The sequence below is a fragment of the Pantoea sp. GCM10028869 genome, from assembly GCF_042666835.1.
In the GTDB taxonomy this organism is placed as follows: domain Bacteria; phylum Pseudomonadota; class Gammaproteobacteria; order Enterobacterales; family Enterobacteriaceae; genus Pantoea; species Pantoea leporis.
In genome coordinates this window covers 199,421-221,507 of the sequence record NZ_JBHTGO010000002.1, presented here as the reverse complement: position 1 = coordinate 221,507, position 22,087 = coordinate 199,421, and the positions used below count along the sequence as shown (strand labels likewise).

Sequence of the window (22,087 nt, the reverse complement as noted above, 5' to 3'; positions counted from 1 at the left end):
AATTAGACGTCCAGCAGCAGGCGAGCTGGATCTTCCAGCATCTCTTTCACCGCCACCAGATAGCCAACGGATTCACGACCATCAATCAAACGGTGATCGTAAGAGAGCGCCAGATACATCATTGGCAGAATCACAACCTGACCATTAACCGCCATTGGGCGATCTTTGATGGCGTGCATGCCGAGAATCGCGCTCTGCGGCGGGTTGATGATTGGCGTAGACATCAGCGAACCAAACACACCACCGTTGGTGATAGTGAAGTTACCGCCGGTCAGCTCTTCAACCGTCAACTTGCCGTCACGGCCTTTCACCGCCAGCTCTTTAATTTTCTTCTCAATGTCAGCCATGCTCAGTGCATCAACATCTTTCAGCACCGGCGTAACCAGACCACGCGGGGTAGAAACCGCAATGCTCACATCGAAATAGTTGTGGTAAACCACATCTTCGCCATCAATAGACGCGTTCACTTCCGGGAAGCGTTTCAGCGCTTCCACTACCGCTTTGATGTAGAAGGACATGAAGCCCAGACGCACGCCGTGACGTTTCTCGAACGCATCGCCGTACTGCTTGCGCAGATCCATGATTGGCTTCATGTTGATTTCGTTGAACGTGGTCAACATCGCGGTGCTGTTTTTCGCTTCCAGCAGACGCTCGGCAACACGCTTACGCAGACGTGTCATCGGTACGCGTTTTTCGCTGCGGTTAGCCACAGCGGCCTGCGGTGCAGCAGCGGCTGGCGCGGCAGCCGGTGCAGCTTTGCCACCGTCAGCTTTCTTCGCCAGATGTTTTTCCACATCTTCACGCGTCAGACGGCCACCAACGCCGGTGCCTTTGATCTGGCTGGCATCGAGGTTGTTTTCAGCAATCAGGCGGCGTACCGCTGGGCTGAGCGCATCGTTGCTCTCTTCTTCCAGCGAAGCGGTCTGGCGCTGTGCCGGTGTAGATTCGTTGCTTTCCGCTTTGGCCGCAGTCTCTTTCCCGCCGCTGTTGCCCTCTTTCAGACGGCCCAGAATCTGACGAGAAGTGACGGTAGCGCCTTCCTCTTCCAGCACGGCTTCCAGGATGCCATCCGCTGAAGCAGGCACTTCCAGAACCACTTTGTCAGTTTCAATCTCTACCAGTACTTCATCGCGGCTCACAGAGTCGCCAGGTTTTTTGTGCCAGGTTGCAACCGTTGCGTCCGCTACGGATTCAGGCAAATCGGGAACGAGAATTTCTACGCTACTCATTTTCTTTCCTTTTTATTAACCAAGGTTCAGCGCGTCATTAACCAGGTCTTGCTGCTGTTTTTGATGTACGGACATGTAGCCCACGGCCGGTGAAGCAGAAGCCGGACGGCCTGCATAACGCAGTGACGCACCAAATGGAACCACTTCGCGGAAATGATGCTGACTGCAATACCATGCGCCCTGATTCAGCGGCTCTTCCTGACACCAGACGAAATCCTGCACATGAGCATAGTTTTTCAATACGTCCTGCACGACTTTGTGCGGGAACGGATAGAGTTGTTCGATACGCACGATGGCCACGTCGGTCTGCTCGTTTTTACGACGCTGCTCCAGCAGATCGTAATAAACCTTGCCCGAACACAGCACCACGCGTTTTACCTGTTGTGGATCGAGATCGTCGATCTCACCAATCGCTGGCTGGAAGCTGCCTGTGGCCAACTCTTCCAGGCTGGAAATCGCCAGCGGATGACGCAGCAGTGATTTCGGTGACATGACGATCAGCGGACGGCGCATACCGCGCAGCGCCTGACGACGCAGCATGTGGTAAACCTGCGCTGGCGTAGAAGGCACGCACACCTGCATGTTCTGTTCAGCACAGAGTTGCAAATAGCGCTCCAGACGCGCTGAGGAGTGCTCAGGACCCTGGCCTTCATAACCGTGCGGTAGCAACATGACCAGGCCACACATACGGCCCCATTTCTGTTCGCCGGAGCTGATGAACTGGTCGATCACGACCTGCGCGCCATTGGCGAAATCGCCGAACTGCGCTTCCCAGATGGTCAGCACGCGCGGTTCTGCGGTGGCATAACCGTATTCGAAAGCCAGTACCGCTTCTTCAGACAGCACGGAATCCCACACTTTGAACTGGCCCTGGCCGTTATGGACATGGTGCAGCGGCGTGTAGGTTGACCCGTTGGTCTGGTTGTGGATTACCGCATGACGGTGGAAGAAGGTCCCGCGACCGGTATCTTCACCGGAAAGACGCACCGGAATCCCCTCGTCAACCAGCGTGGCATAGGCGAGGTTTTCTGCACCGCCCCAGTCGAACGCTTTGTTGCCTTCGGCCATCTCTTTACGATCGTTGTAGATCTTGGCAACGCGAGACTGCACTTCTACCGATTCCGGTACGCTGCTGATGCGGCGCGCCAGTTCCTGCAGGCGTTTCAGTTCCACGGTCGCCGGGTAGCTTTCGTCCCACTCGTGGTTCAGATACGGCGACCAGGTGAATGAGTGCAGGCTCATCGGACGCCACTCTGGCACCACGCATTCGCCTTCATCCAACGCGTCGCGATAGAGATTGACCATCTCGGTGGCATCTTCGCTGGTCGCTACGCCTTCGCTTTCCAGCTGATCGGCATAGAGTTTACGCGGCGTCGGATGCTTTTTGATTTTCTGGTACATCAACGGCTGCGTTGCACTTGGCTCGTCGGCTTCGTTGTGGCCGTGACGGCGATAGCACACCAGGTCGATGAAGACATCACGTTTAAAGGTGTTGCGATAATCCAGCGCCAGGCGCGTCACAAAGGCTACGGCTTCCGGATCGTCCGCGTTAACGTGGAAAATCGGTGCCAGCACCATCTTGCCGATATCCGTACAGTACGGCGTAGAGCGCGCATCTTTCGGGTTGGAGGTGGTGAAACCAACCTGGTTGTTGATCACGATGCGAACGGTACCGCCCACTTCGTAGCCACGCGCCTGCGACATGTTCAGGGTTTCCTGCACCACGCCCTGACCAATAACAGCGGCATCACCGTGAATGGTGATAGGCAGAACTTTGTTGCTGCTTGGCTCAGCCAAACGATCTAAACGCGCACGCACCGAACCCATCACTACCGGGCTTACGATTTCCAGATGCGACGGGTTGAACGCCAGCGCCAGGTGCACTAAGCCGCCTTCGGTTTCCACGTCAGACGAGAAGCCCATGTGGTACTTCACGTCGCCGGTGCCGAGGTGTTCTTTGTGCTTGCCGGAGAATTCGTCGAACAGATCCTGCGGCTTCTTACCTAATACGTTGATCAGTACGTTGAGACGACCGCGGTGCGCCATACCCAGCACCACTTCGCGCGTACCGCTCTTGCCCGCGTGACGAATCATCTCGCGCAGCATGGGCACCAGTGCATCGCCGCCTTCCAGCGAGAAGCGCTTCGCACCCGGGAATTTTGCACCCAGATATTTTTCCAGGCCTTCTGCCGCGGTCAGCTCTTTCAGGAAACCTTTTTTCTCGTCACTGCTGAAAGACGCGTGGCCCACCACCGATTCCAGACGCTGCTGAATCCAGCGCTTCTCGTCGGTGTTGTTGATGTGCATGTACTCAGCACCAATCGAGCCACAGTAAGTCTGCTGCAGCGCCGCAAACAGATCCGCCAGCTTCATGGTCTCTTTGCCGATAGCAAAAGAGCCTACGTTAAAGCTTTCCTGAAAATCGGCGTCGGTCAGATCGTGATAAGCCGGATCGAGGTCGGCTACCGTGTCCTGTTTCCACAGGCCAAGCGGATCGAGGTTTGCATGCTGATGGCCGCGGAAGCGGAACGCATTAATCAGCTGCAGCACTTTTACCTGTTTGGAGTTGGTTGCCGGATCGGTCACGGTTGATGTGTAACGCGTAGCGTCTTTAGCCAGGCGGCGGAAGTAGTCACGCGTGGTGGAGTGAAATTGCTCAGGTTTCACGCCAGTGCCCGGCAGCTGTTGGAACAGCTCGCGCCACATGTCATCAACTGAGTCAGGATCGGTCAGGAAATCCTCATAGAGCTGCTCTATGTAAGATTGGTTCGCGCCGGCCAGCCAGGAGGAGTCCAGCCAGGGTTTCATCGCGCTGTTCTGCATTGTGATCCCTTAAGCATTAATCTGCTTTTTATGAGGTTTCATTTTTTACCGCTTACGCGGCTTGCCGTAGTGAGTTCAGCGATACGAACCTGTGCGCTACCGGCGCCTGGCTCGTAAGGGAACCTTTATAAGCGTGGTCAGCACCGCGCTTATAGAGGCTTCCGTAAACATCCGGGAACCCAGGTTCCCGGAGAGTGACTTTTTCTGTTACGCCCCGCGTTGCAGCAGCATCGACTTAATATGGCCAATGGCGCGCGTAGGGTTTAGGCCTTTCGGGCACACGCTCACACAGTTCATGATGCTGTGACAGCGGAAAACACTGAAAGCATCGTTGAGATTGTCGAGACGCGCATTGGTTTCCGTGTCGCGGCTGTCGATCAGGAAACGGTAAGCGGCCAGCAGGCCAGCCGGCCCGACAAACTTGTCCGGATTCCACCAGAACGACGGGCACGACGTTGAGCAACAGGCGCAGAGAATACACTCATACAAACCGTCCAGATGCTCACGCTCGGCTGGGCTCTGTAAATGCTCGCGCGCCGGTGGATTTTCCCCATTATTCAACAGGAAAGGCTTAATCTTCTCATACTGTGCATAGAATTGTCCCATGTCTACCACGAGGTCGCGGATCACCGGCAAACCTGGCAGTGGACGGATAACAATTTTCTTCGAACCGTTGCCCAGCGCAGAGATCGGCGTGATACACGCCAAACCATTTTTACCGTTCATGTTCAGACCATCTGAACCGCACACGCCTTCACGGCAAGAGCGACGAAAAGCCAGCGTAGGGTCTTTCTCTTTCAGACGGATCAGCGCATCCAACAGCATCATGTCGCGACCATCTTCCGACTCCAGGGTGTACTCCTGCATGCGCGGCTTGGCATCGACTTCCGGGTTGTAACGATAGATTGAAAATTCGAGTCTCATGATGATCTCCGCAATTAGTAGGTACGCGCTTTCGGCGGGAAGGCCGCACGCAGTTTCGGTTGCATGTTCACCTCACGGCGCGTCATGCTTTCCGTCTGCGGAACATAGAGACTGTGGCACAGCCAGTTTTCATCATCGCGGTCCGGGAAGTCGAAGCGGCTATGTGCACCACGGCTTTCGGTACGGAAGTTGGCGGCAACAGCGGTGGCGTAAGCGGTTTCCATCAGGTTATCCAGCTCAAGGCATTCGATACGCTGGGTGTTGAAGTCTGGCGAACGGTCATCAAGACGCGCTGATTTCAGACGCTCACGAATCACTTTCAGCTCTTCCAGACCTTCTCGCATCGCATCGCCATCGCGGAACACCGAGAAGTTGTTCTGCATGCAGCGCTGCAGCGCTTTACGGATTTCGACAGGATCTTCACCGGTGGTGTTATTTTCCCAGCGGTTGAAGCGCGCCATCGCTGCATCGATATTTTCCGGCGTGGCTTCACGCAGTTCGCCCTGCTCTTCAATACACTCCAGCAGATGCACACCGGCTGCGCGGCCGAACACCACCAGATCGAGCAGCGAGTTGCCGCCAAGGCGGTTAGCGCCATGAACCGATACGCAGGCGATTTCACCGACGGCGAACAGACCCGGAATCACCTCATCCTGGCCCTGCTCATTCACACGCAGCGCCTGGCCGGTCACTTTGGTCGGCACGCCGCCCATCATGTAGTGGCAGGTTGGGATCACCGGAATCGGTTCTTTAATTGGGTCGACGTGGGCAAAGGTACGCGACAGCTCAAGGATGCCAGGCAGACGCGACTCCAGCACTTCGGCACCGAGATGGTCGAGTTTCAGTTTGATGTGCGGACCCCAGGGGCCATCGCAACCTCGGCCTTCGCGGATTTCCACCATCATCGAACGCGCAACCACATCACGCCCCGCCAAATCTTTGGCGTTCGGCGCATAACGTTCCATGAAGCGTTCACCGTGCTTATTCAGCAGGTAACCGCCTTCACCACGGCAACCTTCGGTGACCAGCACGCCCGCACCGGCAATTCCGGTTGGGTGGAACTGCCACATTTCCATATCCTGCACCGGCACGCCGGCGCGCAGCGCCATGCCAACGCCGTCACCGGTGTTGATGTGGGCGTTAGTGGTGGATTGGTAAATACGGCCCGCGCCGCCAGTCGCCAGAATAGTGGCCTTGGCTTTGAAATAGACGGTTTCGCCGGTTTCCATGCAGATAGCCGTACAGCCGACAATCGCGCCGTCTTCGTTTTTCACCAGATCCAGCGCATACCATTCGGAGAAGATGGTGGTTTTGTTTTTCAGGTTCTGCTGATACAGCGTATGCAGCAAGGCGTGGCCGGTACGGTCGGCCGCAGCTGCGGTACGCGCCGCCTGCTCACCGCCGAAATTCTTCGACTGACCACCAAACGGACGCTGATACACCCGGCCGTCATCCAGACGGGAGAACGGCAATCCCATGTGTTCCAGTTCCAGAATCGCTTCCGGACCGACATGACACATATATTCGATCGCGTCCTGGTCGCCGATAAAGTCGGAACCTTTGACGGTGTCGTACATGTGCCATTCCCAGTTATCGTCATGTGTGTTACCCAGCGCAACGGTAATACCGCCCTGCGCCGATACGGTATGGGAACGGGTTGGGAATACTTTGGATAACAGGGCACAAGTCTGGCCCGATTGGGAGATTTGCAGAGCGGCGCGCATTCCTGCGCCACCCGCGCCGATCACCACGGCATCAAATTCTCTGACTGGCAAACTCATTTACACACCCCACACAACAACGGTTCCATAAATCGCATATGACAACAGCGCAACCACAATCACAAACTGCAGCAACAAACGGGTTGCAACAGGTTTCACGTAGTCAGTCAGCACCTGCCACATTCCAATCCAGCCGTGGATCAGAATCGAGAACAGCGTCAACATGGTGAACACTTTCGTGAAGGCGGACGAGAAGAAGCCATGCCAGACGTCATACGTCAGCGTGCCTGTCATCACGACAAAACCGAGGATGTAGAGAATATAGAGCGTAATTAAGATTGCAGCAGCACGCAGTAACAGCCAGTCATGGATACCGTTGCGTCCTAATGCAGAAGCATTGCTTACCATACGAGGACTCCAGCCAAAATTGAGAGCACGACAGTGATAACAAAAGCCGCTTGCGCGGAACGGGTTCCCACCTGCAGGGTTTCTGCTGTTACACCAAAATCAGCCAACATATGGCGAATACCGCTCACAGCGTGATACGCCAGCGCAGTTAAAATGCCCCACATGATGAATTTGGCGAAGAAGCTATCCATGATGGACGCCGCTTGCTGGAAACCTTCTGGAGAGGAGAGAGAGAGACCCAGTAACCAGAGCAGAATTCCGAGAGCGACAAAGGTGATCACGCCGGAGACGCGGTGGAGAATGGACGATATTGCAGTAACGGGAAACCGGATCGTCGAGAGATCCAAGTTAACAGGTCTTTGTTTTTTCACGGTTTTGCCCACACAGCTCTTTTTTATTTTGCTTCCTCCGGTCCTGAGTTGCATCAGAGACACAGCGTGTGTTCAGACTGCAACCGCCACCAAAATAGCAACATCCAGTGTTAAATAAAGCGGGTAAAACGCTGGGTGGCTCCTGGTGTCAGGGTGTTCCGGAGACCTGGCCGCAGTATAGGAGGATCACATTCTGATTACAATTCCCCTACAATCTCTTTGGTCACATTTAGGCTGAACAGTGATCAGTCTCACGAATTTCACAATTCATACATTTTTAATTATCTGATTTGACAAAAGATCAACATTTCAGTTACAAACAATCGCATTAAAGTCCTATGATGCACAAAAGTTATGGGGATACACTTTCCCCTAAGCTCAAGTTATGTAACATTGCCAATACAAGTAACACAAAGCATCAGGTTATTGGTTACCAAGAAGTTATGTCGTGACAGGAACTTTAACATCCTCGATGTGCAGCATGTCATGCCCCGACGCCACCGAATGGCCCAGTTCAGCATTTACTCTGTAACCCTGCACGACCAACGTTACCGCAGAGTGATGCTGTGAAGATTGTGGTTTTACGTAACAACATGGCTATTCTGGTGTCTAAGATCCTTACCTTAAAGGCGCTATGGAGACGAAATAATGACAGATAAAAAAGTGACGCTAACCCTACAAGATAATACTTCTGTTGAACTGGACGTGATGCAAGGCACGCTGGGACAAGATGTAGTTGATGTCCGCGCCCTTGGCTCACAAGGCCTGTTCACCTTCGATCCCGGCTTCACCTCTACGGCGTCCTGCGAATCTAAAATCACCTTTATTGATGGTGACGAAGGTATTCTGTTACACCGCGGTTTCCCGATTGATCAGCTGGCAACCCACTCTAACTATCTTGAAGTGTGTTACATCCTGTTAAATGGCGAAGCCCCGACCCAAGCCCAGTTTGAAGAGTTCCGCACCACCGTTACCCGCCACACCATGATTCACGAGCAAATCACCCGACTGTTCCACGGCTTCCGCCGCGATTCGCATCCAATGGCAGTAATGTGTGGTGTGACCGGTGCGCTGGCAGCGTTTTATCACGACTCTTTAGACGTCAACATTGAGCGTCACCGTGAAATCGCTGCGTTCCGCCTGCTGTCGAAAATGCCGACCATGGCAGCGATGTGCTACAAGTACTCGATTGGCCAGCCGTTTGTGTATCCGCGCAACGACCTCTCTTATGCCGGTAACTTCCTGCACATGATGTTCGCCACGCCGTGCGAAGAGTACAAAGTGAATCCAGTGCTGGAACGCGCGATGGACCGTATTCTGATTCTGCACGCCGACCATGAGCAGAACGCTTCTACCTCTACCGTCCGTACCGCAGGCTCTTCAGGCGCGAACCCGTTTGCCTGTATCGCCGCCGGTATCGCTTCACTGTGGGGACCGGCACACGGCGGTGCCAACGAAGCGACACTGCGCATGCTGGAAGAGATCAGCACCGTTGATCACATCCCTGAGTTTGTTAAACGTGCGAAAGATAAGAACGATTCGTTCCGTCTGATGGGCTTCGGCCACCGCGTGTACAAAAACTACGATCCACGTGCCACCGTGATGCGCGATACCTGTCACGAAGTGCTGAACGAACTGGGCATGAAAGATGATCTGCTGGAAGTGGCGATGGAGCTGGAACACATCGCGCTGAACGACCCGTACTTCATCGAGCGTAAACTCTATCCAAACGTCGATTTCTATTCAGGCATCATCCTGAAAGCAATGGGCATTCCGTCTTCCATGTTTACCGTTATCTTCGCCATGGCGCGCACCGTGGGCTGGATTGCACACTGGAAAGAGATGCACGACGAAGGCATGAAAATCGCCCGTCCGCGTCAGCTGTATACCGGTTACACCGAGCGTCCATTCACCTCGGCGCTGGATAAATAAGAGAAAGGCGGCCATCTGGCCGCCTTTTTTATAGCGCTACAATTGGCATCCCGGGCACCAGTAAAACGGCCGCGATGACAGCACGCCCTTCTCAATCACCGCGCCGCACCGCCGACACTTTTTCCCCTGCCGATGAAACACCTCGAAGCGAAACGCTGCTTCTTCATGATACTTCTTCATGCTGCCACGCATCTTGTATGACAAACGCGGCACCGCCAGCATCGCCTCACTTAACGCCGTCAGCTGCTGTTCGCTGAGGTCCTGCACCCGATGCGACGCCAGCAATCTGGCATGCCACAAAATCTCCACGCGCAGATAATTGCCGAGGCCGGCTAAAAAGGCCTGATCAAGCAGCAAGCCGCTGAACTGGCGACGACGAAAACGCGGCGACAGCAAACGCTCGCGCACCTCTTCCACCGTTAAGCTGGCATCCAGCACATCCGGGCCCACGCGCTGCAAAAAAGGATGCGCTGCTAAAGTATCGGCGTTGAGCAGCTCAATATCCGACGCGCTATACAGCAAAATGGTTTTATCCGCCGTTGCGAGCCGAACGCGCAGCTGACGTGTGGTATTCGGTTGCGTACCGGTTGGCACCACGCGCCACACGCCGTACAGCTGATTGTGGCTGTAGAGCGTCAAACCATTGGAGAAGTGGGTGAGCAGCGCTTTACCGCGCGTTTCGAAGGCGTTGATGGTGGCATCCATCAGCGCCGGTTCGTAGGTTTTCAGCTGTGGAAAGGCAAACCACACATCGGTGAGGGGTTTGCCGACCATTGCCTCTGCCAGCTGATCCGCCGCGCGGCGGATCTCCGGTCCCTCAGGCATAACAACTCCTTTTAATGCGTAGCGCCACCGACGACGCGGATATCATTTTCGGTACTCAGGATCACCTGCAGCGAGGTTTCCAGCGCCTGAATCACGCTTGCAGTCGCCATGCTGGCCACGCCGGGATGGTGCACCGCTTGTTCCGGCATATACGGGATATGAACAAAACCGCCGCGCGCCTTGCTGTTGGTGGTGTGGATCCAGTGCAGCAGGCTGTACATCACGTGGTTACAGGTGAAGGTGCCGGCGGTTTGCGATACCGAGGCCGGCACACCCACTTCACGCAGCGCGGCAACCATCGCTTTGATCGGCAGCGTGGAGAAATAAGCCGCCGGGCCATCCGCCTCGATGGGCTGATCGATCGGTTGCTGTTGGTTGTTATCCGGTATGCGCGCGTCATCCACGTTGATCGCAACGCGTTCAACGGTAATATCGGCGCGGCCGCCGGCTTGCCCGACGCACAACACGCGGTCGGGTTGAATCTCCTCCAGCGCGCGCGTCAGCACTTCACCGCAAGTGGCAAATACTACCGGCAGTTGGCGAACCACAATGCGCGCACCAGCGATCTCTTTGCCGTCGAAGGTGCGCACCGCTTCCCACGAAGGGTTGATGTTTTCGCCACCAAAAGGCTCAAACGCCGTCATTAACACCGTTTTCATCGCAACCTCACAAGAACATCAGGAAGTAGAGCAGGAAAATATTCACTACCAACAGTAGCACACCGGTTGGCACCTGAGCCTTGATCACCGCGTTGCGGTCCGGCAGCTCTAGCAGGCGCGCCGGCACAATGTTGAAGTTGGCCGCCATTGGCGTCATCAACGTGCCGCAATAGCCGGAGAACATCCCAATCGCCGCCATTACCGCTGGATTGCCGCCGTGCTGCAGCACCAGAATCGGAATACCAATGCCGGCGGTCACAATCGGGAAGGCAGCAAACGCATTGCCCATCACCATGGTCAGCAATGCCATGCCACCCGCATATACCGCGACGGCAATCAGGCGATTATCTACCGCCAGATATTGTTCGGTGAGATGCGAAATTGCCGTGCCGACACCGGCGCTGGTGAACAGCAGGCCAAGCGTGGCCAGAATCTGCGGCAGAATAAACGCCCAACCGACCGCATCCAGCAGGCGACGGGTTTCCTGCATCGACTGCAGCGGCTTTTCATGGGTGATTTTCAATGCAATCAGCCAGCCCAGCAGGCAGCCAATCATCATGGAGAACAGCGTCACCAGCGTGGCGTGATTGCCGGGACCAAACACCGTATCCTGCAAACCGGGAATATGGTTAAACGCCAGCACGCCAATCACCGTCACCAGTGGAATCGCCAGCGCTGGCAGGAACAGTTTGTTTTGCAGACGTTTAGCACTTTCCTGTTTCTGCTCATCGCTGCGCTGATGATAACGCCCCAGACGCACGCCGCCGAAACCGGCAATCAGCGCCATCAACACCACGGCCACGCCCACGCCGATATGCAACCAGCGGCGGCCCAGTTCCGCATCGCCCGCCCATTGTCCCATCAGCTGATAAGCACCGTCGCCAATCAGGAAAATCAGGCCATACAGTGCCCAGAACAGACCGGTGGTAAAACGGCGCGGGTTAGCGCTGTCACGCCATGAAAGCACGGCAACCACCAGCAGGATCACCCCTGCCAGCCACATTAAATATTGTTGCTGGAACATTACTTCGCTCCTTTGGCGTTCAGCGCCTGCTGGTTTAACGCGCCCAGTTCACGCGACAGCTGGCGATCGAGACGCACCAGACGAGCTGAATGAATGAGGAAAGCACAGAGCGCGGTAGGAATGCCCCACAGCGCGATATGCAGCGGTTCGGTGCTGATACCGGCAGATTCCTGCATAAAGTTATGCATGAAGATAATCGCGCCAAAGGCAACGAAGATATCCTCGCCAAAGAACAGGCCGATGTTATCGGTCGCCGCAGACATGGCGCGCAGACGATGGCGCACGTCTGGCGGGACATCACCGTAGCGGTTTTCTGTGGCACCTTCGGCCATCGGCGCCAGCAGCGGACGCACCATCTGCGGATGCCCGCCCAGGCTGGTTAAGCCCAGCGCGGCGGTGGCTTCACGCACAAACAGGTAGACGATCAGCAAGCGGCCGGCGGTGGCGGTTTTGATCTGCGCGATCCAGCTTTGCGCCCGCTCTTTCAGGCCATGACGCTCCAGCAAACCGATAACAGCCAGCGGCAGCAGCAGAATCAGCGGCAGATTACGCGTATTGAGGAAGCCAGAGCCGAGCTTTTCCAGAATGTCTGCCAGCGGCAGATGCGCTGCCAGCCCGGTGACGAAGCCCGCCACAATCACCACCAGCACCGGGTTAAAGCGCAGCACAAAACCCAGAATGATGGCGGCAATGCCCAGCAGCGGCCAGAGGTTTACCACGTTATCCATGTTGTTCCCTTATGTGAAAAGACAAAGCCCGGCGTGATGCCGGGCAATGAGTAAAAACGTTATGCGCTGGTGACCGCAATCTGACTGGTCGCAAATGCCGCGCGCAGCGTGCGGGCGAACTGCAGCGCATGTGCGCCATCACCGTGTAAACAGACGGTTTCGGCGTTAACCCTGACCCATTCTCCGCTGATGCTCTGCACCTGACGCTGCTGCACCATCGCCAGCGTTTGCGCCAGCGCCTGTTCGGCATCTTCAATCATCGCTTGCGGCTGGCTGCGTGGCACTAACGCCCCGCTCGCCAGATAGCCGCGATCGGCAAACACCTCTTCGCGGGTGCGCAGACCATGATGCGCCGCCGCCGCAATCGACGCGCTGCCCGCCAATCCGACCAGAATCAATCCGCTATCCACGGCTTTTACCGCGCGCGCGATGGCATCCGCCAGTTGCGGATCGCCCGCCGCCTGGTTGTACAGCATGCCGTGCGGCTTGACGTGTACCAGCCGTTCGCCTTCGCTCTCGGCAATGCTCTTCAGCGCACCAATCTGGTAGATCATCTGCGCATACACCGTTTCCGGCGGCAGCTGCATGGCGGTGCGGCCAAAGTTTTCCCGATCGGGGAAACTCGGATGCGCGCCAATCGCCACGCCAGACGCTTTCGCCCAGCGCACCGATTGCAGCATGGTTTGCGCATCACCAGCGTGGAAGCCGCAGGCGATATTGGCTGAACTCACCAGCGTCAGCAGCTCCCGATCGCTGGCGCTGCCTTCGCCGAGATCGGCGTTAAGATCAATCTTCATGGGCCAATCCCCAGGCTATTTGGTCGAAGGAACGCTGTTGATGCTGTTTGGCGTGAATCGCGTCTTCCAGCGTGCAGTGGATAAAGTGAATCGGTTCGCCGAGACGAATTTGCGCCAGATGATAGAGATCGGCTTCGATGATGCAGGCAATGCGCGGATAGCCGCCGGTGGTTTGTGCATCCGCCATCAACACAATCGGCTGGCCGTTAGGCGGCACCTGTACCACGCCGGGCACTAAACCGTGCGACAGCAGATCGCGCGTCGCATCGCGATGCAGTTGCCGTCCCTGCAGGCGATAACCCATGCGATTACTTTGCGGACTGAGCTTCCACGGGCTGCGCCAGAAACCCTGCTGCGCCTCACGCGAGAACTCGTTATATTCCGGGCCCGCTAAGGCGCGGATGCGGTTGCCCCACAGCAGTTGACGCACGCCGGCTTTGTCTTTGAAGTCGCGCGTCGGTTTACCCAACGGCAGCTCATCGCCATCCTGCAGTTTACGTCCCTGCCAGCCGCCGAATGCCGCCTTGAGATCGGTACTGACCGAACCGAGCATGTCCGGCACGTCAAAACCACCGTTGACCGCCAGATAACTGCGCATGCCGCGCGTTGGCGTTGCCAGCGTCAGCACCTGCCCTTTTTTCACCGGCAGACGCCAGCCGGTCCAGACCGGTTTGCCATCCAGATCGGCATTGCAGCCCGCGCCCGTCAACGCAAACCAGCCATCGCGCGTAAACTGCGTTTTAAATTGTCCCAGCACGATTTCCAGCACCGCGCTCTGCTCGGGGTTGCCCACCAGCATATTGGCGGTGCGCATTGCCGGTTGATCGAGCGCGCCGCCCACGCTGATGCCATATTGGCGGAAGCCGGTGCGGCCGTGGTCTTGCAGCGAGGTCATCATGCCCGCGCGGAGAATTTTCAACATACGCCCTCCTGCTGCGGCACAAAGCGCACGCTATCACCGGGACGTAACAGTGTCGGTGGATGCTGAAGCGGGTCGAACAGGCTGAGCGGCGTATGACCAATCAGTTGCCAGCCGCCGGGCGCGGCTAAGGGATAGATGCCGGTTTGGCTGCCGCCGATGCCCACCGAGCCGCTCGGCACCAGCACGCGCGGTTCAGCGCGGCGTGGCGTGTGTAAACGCTCATCCAAGCCACCGAGATAAGGGAAACCAGGCTGGAAGCCGATGAAATAAACCACATAATCGATGCTGCTGTGCAGTTCTACCGCTTGCCTGGGCGTCATGTTGGCGCGCTCCGCCACCTCCAGCAGATCCGGCCCGCCTGCGCCGCCGTACACAACTGGAATCTCGACGCGGCGCGATTCCGGCAGCTGCGCTTCGCTCTCTTCCCACCAACGCTGCAAACGCTCAATCGCGTCCAATGCATTGCGTTGCGGATCGCGCAGCAGCAACGTCAGGTTGTTCATGCCAGGAATCACTTCCTCAACCTGCTCGTTTTGCTGCAGTCGCTGACACAATCCCCAGATGCGCTGCTGGCTGGTCAACGAAACCGGTGGCTCTAGTTCCAGCACCACCGCGCGCTCACCTAGCAGATAACAACGTGCTCGTTGCAAAAACAACCTCCTGGTAAAAGTCTTACTTGTCGCAGAACGAATGTTGCAGGATCGCCATTCATAGCGAACGAACTTCTCGTTTATGCGTAAAAGCCATAAGTTATGCGAAAGTGACAGAGATGTGTCAACAGATTTGCGCCCTTAACGCAGGTTAAGGGCGTGAGAGGAGAGAAATCAGGCCGGATTGTCGATGTCGATAAAGGTCACATCAAGGCCATGATGGGCAGCTAACCATTCGCCCAGCGCCTTGATGCCGCCGCGTTCGGTCGCGTGATGTCCGGCGGCAAAGAAGTGTAAACCTTGTTCGCGCGCGCTGTGGATGGTTTGCTCGGAGACTTCGCCGGTAATAAAGGCATCGACGCCAAAGGCTGCCGCGCTATCGATAAAGCCCTGACCGCCGCCGCTGCACCAGGCAACGCGCTTGATCAATGCCGGCGCGTTATCGCCACAGTGCAGCGGTGTGCGACCTAAACGTTGGGCAATTTTTTCCGCCAGCGCCGCGCCACTCAGTGGTTGTGCCAGCTCGCCCCACGGCACCAGTGGCTGAATCTCGCCTTTCACTGCAATATCAAACAGACGCGCCAGCTGCGCGTTATTACCCAACTCCGGATGGGCATCCAGCGGCAGATGCCAGCCATACAAATTGATATCATTGGCCAGCAGCGTGCGCAGACGCTGGCGCTTCATGCCTTTAATCACCGGCGCTTCGCTTTTCCAGAAGTAACCGTGATGCACCAGCACCGCATCGGCGTTGCGCTTCACCGCCTCGTCCAGCAGCGCCTGACACGCGGTTACGCCAGTGATGATGGTTTTCACCTCGGCGCGCCCTTCCACCTGCAAACCGTTCGGCGCGTAATCGCTGAAGGCGCTGTTATTCAGCTGCTGGTTAACGATCTGTTCTAACTCGACATTATTCATTACGGCTCCCTGACCGCCTCAAGCCGCGCTGCGGGCGCGCTCAAAGGCGTCTAGTGTCTTTTTACGTGCGTCCTTATGTTCCACGATTGGCGCGGGATAATCGAGTTTCTTGTTATTTTTCTGTGCCCACACCTGCGGCTGATGAATATCGCTGTCGGGCACGTCGCTGAGTTCCGGCAGCCACTGACGGATAAAGTCGCCCTGTTTATCAAAGCGCTCGCCCTGCGTGGTGGGATTGAAGATACGAAAATAGGGCGCGGCATCGGTGCCAGTTGACGCGGCCCACTGCCAGCCGCCATTGTTGGCGGCCAGATCGCCATCGATCAGCTGCTGCATGAAATAACGCTCACCTTCACGCCAGTCGATCAGCAGATCCTTCACCAGGAAACTGGCGGTAATCATGCGCAAGCGATTATGCATCCAGCCGAGCGTGTTGAGCTGGCGCATCGCCGCATCAACAATCGGATAACCGGTTTTGCCCTGTTGCCAGGCTGTGAAATGTGCGTCGTTTCGCTGCCAATCCACGTTGCGCGTCCAGTCAACAAACGGCTGATGCTTACATAGCGCCGGAAACGCCACCATCAGATGACGATAGAATTCGCGCCAGATCAGTTCGTTCAGCCAGGTAAAGGCCTTGCCCTCGTTGAGCGCATCGGGATGCTCTTTGAGCACGCGATGAAGACATTGGCGCGGCGACAGCACGCCAGTGGTCAAATAAACCGATAAGCGGCTGGTGCCGTCAATGGCCGGTAAATCACGCTGATCCGGATAATGCTGCACCGCCTGTTTAGCGAAGTGGCGCAGCTGTTTTAACGCCGCCTCTTCTCCCGCCGGGAACAGGCTTTCATCAAAGGCTTCACAAGGATAATCAAAAGCGGGAATCTTCTTTTTGATACTGATGGGCGCACCATCACGCGCTTTCGGTGCCTGATGGCACTCCGGTAAGCCCTGATGTAAACGACGAACAAAGGCTTTGCTGAACGGCGTGAACACTTTGAACATGGTGTTGCTGCCGGTTTGCACGCTGCCCGGCGGCAACAGCAAGCTGTCATCGAATCCCTGACATATTACGCCCTGCGCATCCAGACGTTTCTCCGCCTGCGCATCGCGTTCACGCTCGTTAATTTCGTACTGGTAGTTGTAGAACAGCGCATCAACCCGTTGCTGCTGGCAAAATTTCGCCAGATATTCAATCGAAGCGGCAAAGTCATCACATTGATGAAAATGCAGAGGAATGCCGCGTTCAGCCAGTGACTTCTGCAACAAGCTGAGATTTTGCTGGATGAACGCCGCCTGCTTTGGCGCCATATGGTGTTGCTGCCACTGCTGCGGTGTGGCGATAAACAGCGCAATCACTTTGGCCTGGCTATCGCGGCAGGCAGCGGCCAGCGCCATGTTGTCATTGATGCGCAGATCGTTGCGCAGCCAAACTAAATGGGTGGTCATAAAGCCCCGAAATTATTGGCCGTAGCGCAAACGCAGCGCTTCCGGATAAGGATCAAAATAGCGCTGCTGTGCCAGCCACGGATGCGGGTATTCCGCCATGTAATGTTTCAGCATGGTGATCGGTGCTAACAGCGGCTGTACGCCCTGACGATAACGATCAATCAGTTGCGCCAGCTCCTGACGCTGCGGCGAACTCAACTGCGGACGGAAGTAGCCTTGTACATGCATCAGCACGTTAGTGTGATTGCGTCGTGATGCCTGATGTGACATCAGGTGCATCAGACGACTGCGGTACTCAAAAGCGTAATCCTCCAGCGAATCCCACTGGTCCATCGCCGCGACAAAGCGGCCCATCTCACGGTATTCGTCCTGCGCATGAGATAGCAGCAATAATTTGTAGCGACTATGGAAGGCCATCAGCTTGTGGCGCGATAATCCGCTGCGCCACATTTCGTTGAATTCGTGCAGCGCATAGACGCGGCCGATGAAGTTTTCGCGGATAGCGTCATCATGCAGACGACCATCCTCTTCCAGCGGCAGCCATGGCATCTCTTTCTGTAAAAATGCGGTAAACATGCCGGTGCCCGCTTTACGATTGTTGTTGGTTTCAGGCTCGTAAACGCGGACACGTTCCAGCCCACAGCTAGGGGATTTGGCACAGAGGATGTAGCCGCACAGATGATGTAGCGACTTCACGCGTTCGGCGGACCAGCGCTGCATCTTTTCCGTCACCTCATCGCCGCCATCTTTGCTGAAACAGAGATGGATGTTTTCATCGCTCTCTTTTACCAGGCGCAAAGCCGGACGTGGCGTCGGTAAGCCAATCGCCATTTCGGGACATACAGGTTCAAAGCGCACAAATGGCACGAGTTCGTCCGTGGCGAAAGCAAAACGTTTATGGCCACCATCAAATCGGACGTTATCCCCGAGCAGGCAAGCGCTGATACCAACAGGAATTTTCTCGCTCATACTTGTACAACCTCATAAATCTTGTAGAGGTTTTAAGTGTAGCTGAAATGCGCGGAGATAACAGCGGGAACGCGCGGTGGGCGTGAAAATTATCAATAAAAAACCCGGCGCTTCACGTGAAGTCGCCGGGTTAATACTGCGCTAAATTCGCTTACCAGTGAATGCCGGCAGCCGCTTCAGACTGCGCCAGCCAGACGGGTTTCGTGCTGGTTTTGCACCACATACGATGCAGGTAACTGTACAAACGTGCGCGATCTGAGCGGAATAACATCACTGGCAGCGCCAGCAAACCGATTGCTACCACCAGCACGCGGCGCAGTACAATTTTATACAGTGGATATGCGCGATCCATCTTTGGCCCCCTTGTGGTAAACATTGCGTTGAAATGTGATCTGGTTCAGATATTACTCGTTATTGTGTAATTTTACTACTCATCCGACCACTATATTTGCGCTTTTTTTCAGCAATTTGTGTGGTGGTGAAAGTTAGTTACAAGATTGTGAATTAAACGATCCATTCAAGTTAAAAACTTCGTGACGGACGCCGGGCCGCTTTATTGCTAAAGTGATGCGTTAACTTTTTTGCCGCTGGAGGCAGCGTGACGACCATCTTGATAGTGGAAGATGAAAAAGAGATTCGCCGTTTCGTGCGCCTTGCGCTGGAGAGCGAAGGCCTTAAGATTGTGGAAGCGGAGCAACTGCAGCGCGGCCTGATTGAAGCGGCGACGCGTAAGCCGGATCTGGTGATCCTCGATCTCGGCTTGCCGGATGGTGATGGCAATGACTTTATCCGTGAAGTACGTCAATGGAGCAGCATGCCGGTGATTGTGCTGTCGGCACGGAGCGATGAGCAGGATAAGATCGATGCGCTGGACGCGGGTGCGGATGATTATCTCACTAAGCCGTTTGGCATAGGTGAACTGCTAGCACGCGTGCGCGTGGCGCTGCGTCGCCATCAAAGCAACCAGCCAGAACCGATTGTGAAATTTGGCGAAGTGAGCATAGATTTGGCGGCGCGCCGTGTATTGCGCAACCAACAGGAAGTGCATCTGACACCGACTGAATTCCGCCTGCTGAGTTTGCTGGTGAACAACGCCGGAAAAGTGCTGACCCAGCGTCAATTACTGAATCAGGTTTGGGGGCCCAATGCGGTGGAACACAGCCATTATTTGCGCATCTATATGGGGCACTTGCGGCAGAAGCTGGAAGCGAATCCCACGCAGCCCAGCCATTTGCTGACCGAAACCGGTATCGGCTATCGATTTATGCCATAAAAAAAGGCCGCTAAGCGGCCTTTTTTCTTCACTGCCCAATCAGGCGTTTTTCAGTACTTCGCTAACAATCTCAACCGCTTCTTTCTCGATTTGCTGACGATGTTCAGCACCCAGGAAGCTTTCGCAGTAGATTTTGTACGCGTCTTCTGTACCTGATGGACGCGCGGCGAACCAGCCGTTTTCCGTCATCACTTTCAGACCGCCGATTGACGCACCGTTACCCGGCGCGGCAGTCAGGCGTGCGGTGATCGGATCACCCGCCAGCGTATCTGCGCTCACCATTTCTGGTGACAGCTTAGACAACGCGGCTTTCTGTGCAGAAGTCGCCGGAGCCTGCAGACGGTTATAGCTTGGCGCACCAAAGCGTTCGGCCAGCTCGTCATAGTGCTGCTGCGGGTTCTTGCCAGTTACCGCCGTGATTTCAGCAGCCAGCAGGCACAGAATGATGCCGTCTTTATCGGTTGACCAGGCTGAGCCATCGAAACGCAGGAAGGATGCGCCCGCGCTCTCTTCACCGCCGAAACCGAAGCTGCCATCGAACAGACCATCAACGAACCATTTGAAACCAACCGGCACTTCCACCAGCTTACGTCCAATGTCGTTGACCACACGGTCGATCATCGCGCTGGAAACCAGGGTTTTCCCTACAGCAACGTCTTTGCCCCACTGCGGGCGATGCTGGAACAGGTAGTTGATCGCCACCGCCAGATAGTGATTCGGATTCATCAGACCCGCAGGCGTGACGATGCCGTGACGGTCGTAATCAGGATCGTTACCAAAGGCCAGATCGAATTTGTCTTTGTACGCCAGCAAACCGGCCATCGCGCACTCGGATGAGCAGTCCATACGCACCACGCCATCTTTATCCAGATGCATGAAGCGGAAAGTCTGATCGATCGCATCGTTCACGATGGTCAGATCCAGTTTGTAGTGCTCAGCAATGCGCTGCCAGTAAGCAATGCCGGAACCGCCTAACGGATCGACGCCAATTTTCAGGCCAGCGTTCTGGATGGCGGCGAAGTCAATCACCTGCGCCAGACCTTCAACGTATGGCTGGATCAGATCCTGCTCAACGATGTGGCCGCTCGCCCATGCCTGATCCAGCGGCAGACGTTTCACGTCTTTCAGCTCGCCTTTGATCAGCTGGTTAGCGCGATCTTCCACCACTTTGGTAACGTTGGTATCAGCCGGGCCACCGTTTGGCGGATTGTATTTGATACCACCATCTTCCGGTGGATTATGCGAAGGCGTGATAACGATGCCGTCCGCCTGCGCGCCGCCGCGTTTGTTGTGCTCAAGAATCGCGTTCGAGATTGCAGGCGTTGGCGTGTAGCCATTGTCCTGCTGAACAATTACGTCCACGCCATTAGCGGCCAGCACTTCCAGCACCGACAGAATCGCTGGCTCAGACAGCGCATGCGTGTCTTTACCGACGTAGCACGGACCGGTGATGCCATTCTTTTTACGCTCTTCAGCAATCGCCTGCGCGATCGCCAAAATGTGCTGTTCATTGAAGCTTTGGCGTCCCGCGCTGCCGCGGTGGCCTGAAGTGCCAAATTTCACCGCATGATCCGGATTCGCCACATCGGGCTTCAGGACGTAATACTGCGAGGTTAATTGTGCAACGTTAATCAAATCGCTCTGCTGGGCAGGCTGCCCGGCACGGGGGTGATTGGCCATTGGCGCTTCTCCCTGACGCTTCAGTTAAATGGTGCCGCGAACTTTCTCTGTCAGTTCCTGTGGGAACTGCATAGCCAGCATGATGTGTTCCACCATGCTGCATTTGCGACCTGTATTGGTGTTCGTGATCACCCAGTACGGTGTGCCGGGAACGTGCTTCGGCTTGGTATGGGTGCCATTTTGCAGCAGCGTGTGCTCGTCGCCCGCAAAGTAGACGCGGGTACGGCCCTGCAGCGAGGCAGTAGCTTCAGCAAACGCAGCCGGATCAAGACGATAGAGCGTTGACAGTACCAACATGAAGCGGTTAACCGCCTTATTCTGCTCGGCATATTCATCGGAAAGCAGCAGCTCACGTACCGCACGGACGCGATCCTGAGGACGCGCTTCACGGCTGGCAGGTTGCGCTTCTTTCATTAATGCACCAGCGGCGGGCGCAGCGGGTGCGCTCTGTCCGGCGGTGAACTTCAACATGCGGCGCAAAATATCTGAGGCGCTTTCACCAATGTGCTGCGTGTGGCTGGCAATATAACGGTAGAGTTCTTCGTCAACTTCAATCGTTTTCATCTTTTTCCGTACGATTCTGGCAAATGACAGAACCACGCATTCTTGCAACGGCCTTAGCAAAATCCAGTCGTGCAAAACGTGAGCGGGTTCTAACATAAGGATTATAAAGTTAAATCCGTGGCAGCCGATAGCGTTGGCAACGTTTACGGGCAAAAGTCGGAATATGCCCTAATGCCCACCGGCCTGACTGCTGGACAGGTGAATCCATGATAACCTAAGCCAAG

21 protein-coding genes are annotated in these 22,087 nt (G+C 55.7%); 2 read left to right on the top strand and 19 right to left on the bottom strand.

From position 1 onward, the window contains the following. Positions 1-2: 2 nt before the first annotated feature. The 6 genes from odhB to sdhC all read right to left on the bottom strand — a co-directional run bounded on the left by odhB (position 3) and on the right by sdhC (position 7,530). On the bottom strand, positions 3-1,229 hold the full coding sequence (gene odhB, locus ACFQW4_RS05240) for a 2-oxoglutarate dehydrogenase complex dihydrolipoyllysine-residue succinyltransferase (protein WP_101763215.1): 1,227 nt from the start codon (positions 1,227-1,229) through the stop codon (positions 3-5). 15 nt (positions 1,230-1,244) lie between these two features. After that, positions 1,245-4,052, bottom strand: a complete 2,808-nt coding sequence (gene sucA, locus ACFQW4_RS05235; RefSeq protein WP_110865741.1) for a 2-oxoglutarate dehydrogenase E1 component — start codon at positions 4,050-4,052, stop codon at positions 1,245-1,247. Positions 4,053-4,259: 207 nt separating this feature from the next. Then, positions 4,260-4,976: a succinate dehydrogenase iron-sulfur subunit gene (locus ACFQW4_RS05230; protein ID WP_007890649.1), complete on the bottom strand. Its 717-nt coding sequence runs from the start codon at positions 4,974-4,976 to the stop codon at positions 4,260-4,262. Between the two features lie 14 nt (positions 4,977-4,990). Continuing rightward, positions 4,991-6,757, bottom strand: a complete 1,767-nt coding sequence (sdhA, locus tag ACFQW4_RS05225) for a succinate dehydrogenase flavoprotein subunit (protein ID WP_101763217.1) — start codon at positions 6,755-6,757, stop codon at positions 4,991-4,993. Beyond that, complete coding sequence (gene sdhD / locus ACFQW4_RS05220) at positions 6,758-7,105, bottom strand: succinate dehydrogenase membrane anchor subunit (RefSeq protein ID WP_049850912.1); 348 nt, start codon at positions 7,103-7,105, stop codon at positions 6,758-6,760. Continuing rightward, on the bottom strand, positions 7,099-7,530 hold the full coding sequence (gene sdhC / locus ACFQW4_RS05215) for a succinate dehydrogenase cytochrome b556 subunit (RefSeq protein ID WP_168197448.1): 432 nt from the start codon (positions 7,528-7,530) through the stop codon (positions 7,099-7,101). The genes sdhD and sdhC overlap by 7 nt, the downstream gene beginning before the upstream one ends. A 594-nt stretch (positions 7,531-8,124) precedes the next feature. Between sdhC and ACFQW4_RS05210 the strand changes: the two genes are divergently transcribed. Beyond that, complete coding sequence (locus ACFQW4_RS05210; protein ID WP_008107361.1) at positions 8,125-9,408, top strand: citrate synthase; 1,284 nt, start codon at positions 8,125-8,127, stop codon at positions 9,406-9,408. Positions 9,409-9,444: 36 nt separating this feature from the next. Here the strand turns inward: ACFQW4_RS05210 and nei are convergent, their stop codons facing one another. The 11 genes from nei to ACFQW4_RS05155 form a co-directional block, all read right to left on the bottom strand. Then, positions 9,445-10,233 (bottom strand): endonuclease VIII, encoded by a 789-nt coding sequence (gene nei / locus ACFQW4_RS05205; RefSeq protein WP_377724218.1) that lies wholly within the window; start codon positions 10,231-10,233, stop codon positions 9,445-9,447. An 11-nt stretch (positions 10,234-10,244) separates the two neighbouring features. Beyond that, positions 10,245-10,892, bottom strand: coding sequence for a pyroglutamyl-peptidase I (gene pcp, locus ACFQW4_RS05200; protein ID WP_101763220.1), 648 nt, complete (start codon positions 10,890-10,892; stop codon positions 10,245-10,247). Between the two features lie 7 nt (positions 10,893-10,899). Next, entirely contained in the window at positions 10,900-11,916 is a 1,017-nt protein-coding gene (locus ACFQW4_RS05195) for a DUF979 domain-containing protein (protein WP_377724216.1), read from the bottom strand. Beyond that, entirely contained in the window at positions 11,916-12,644 is a 729-nt protein-coding gene (locus ACFQW4_RS05190) for a DUF969 domain-containing protein (protein ID WP_277965899.1), read from the bottom strand. The genes ACFQW4_RS05195 and ACFQW4_RS05190 overlap by 1 nt, the downstream gene beginning before the upstream one ends. A gap of 59 nt (positions 12,645-12,703) precedes the next feature. Further along, complete coding sequence (gene pxpA / locus ACFQW4_RS05185) at positions 12,704-13,441, bottom strand: 5-oxoprolinase subunit PxpA (protein WP_217547246.1); 738 nt, start codon at positions 13,439-13,441, stop codon at positions 12,704-12,706. Beyond that, complete coding sequence (gene pxpC, locus ACFQW4_RS05180; RefSeq protein WP_377724213.1) at positions 13,431-14,363, bottom strand: 5-oxoprolinase subunit PxpC; 933 nt, start codon at positions 14,361-14,363, stop codon at positions 13,431-13,433. Before pxpC ends, pxpA begins: the two co-directional genes overlap by 11 nt. Next, complete coding sequence (pxpB, locus tag ACFQW4_RS05175; protein ID WP_377724211.1) at positions 14,357-15,013, bottom strand: 5-oxoprolinase subunit PxpB; 657 nt, start codon at positions 15,011-15,013, stop codon at positions 14,357-14,359. Before pxpB ends, pxpC begins: the two co-directional genes overlap by 7 nt. A 174-nt stretch (positions 15,014-15,187) precedes the next feature. Next, complete coding sequence (locus tag ACFQW4_RS05170) at positions 15,188-15,931, bottom strand: type 2 GTP cyclohydrolase I (protein ID WP_110865734.1); 744 nt, start codon at positions 15,929-15,931, stop codon at positions 15,188-15,190. A gap of 18 nt (positions 15,932-15,949) precedes the next feature. Then, a complete protein-coding gene (phrB, locus tag ACFQW4_RS05165; protein ID WP_377724208.1) occupies positions 15,950-17,377 on the bottom strand; it encodes a deoxyribodipyrimidine photo-lyase in 1,428 nt (475 codons plus the stop codon). Positions 17,378-17,389: 12 nt separating this feature from the next. After that, a complete protein-coding gene (locus ACFQW4_RS05160; RefSeq protein ID WP_377724206.1) occupies positions 17,390-18,346 on the bottom strand; it encodes a YbgA family protein in 957 nt (318 codons plus the stop codon). A gap of 151 nt (positions 18,347-18,497) precedes the next feature. After that, positions 18,498-18,698 carry a YbfA family protein gene (locus ACFQW4_RS05155; RefSeq protein ID WP_008107019.1) on the bottom strand — a complete coding sequence of 67 codons (201 nt, stop codon included), beginning with the start codon at positions 18,696-18,698 and terminating at the stop codon, positions 18,498-18,500. A 246-nt stretch (positions 18,699-18,944) separates the two neighbouring features. On the opposite strand from ACFQW4_RS05155, the gene kdpE reads away from it, so the two are divergent. Next, positions 18,945-19,619 carry a two-component system response regulator KdpE gene (kdpE, locus tag ACFQW4_RS05150; RefSeq protein WP_377724203.1) on the top strand — a complete coding sequence of 225 codons (675 nt, stop codon included), beginning with the start codon at positions 18,945-18,947 and terminating at the stop codon, positions 19,617-19,619. A 39-nt stretch (positions 19,620-19,658) separates the two neighbouring features. Here kdpE and pgm read toward each other — a convergent pair whose 3' ends face one another. Beyond that, entirely contained in the window at positions 19,659-21,299 is a 1,641-nt protein-coding gene (gene pgm / locus ACFQW4_RS05145) for a phosphoglucomutase (alpha-D-glucose-1,6-bisphosphate-dependent) (protein ID WP_101763230.1), read from the bottom strand. A 24-nt stretch (positions 21,300-21,323) separates the two neighbouring features. Next, positions 21,324-21,863 carry a replication initiation negative regulator SeqA gene (seqA, locus tag ACFQW4_RS05140; protein WP_377724201.1) on the bottom strand — a complete coding sequence of 180 codons (540 nt, stop codon included), beginning with the start codon at positions 21,861-21,863 and terminating at the stop codon, positions 21,324-21,326. Positions 21,864-22,087: the final 224 nt, after the last annotated feature.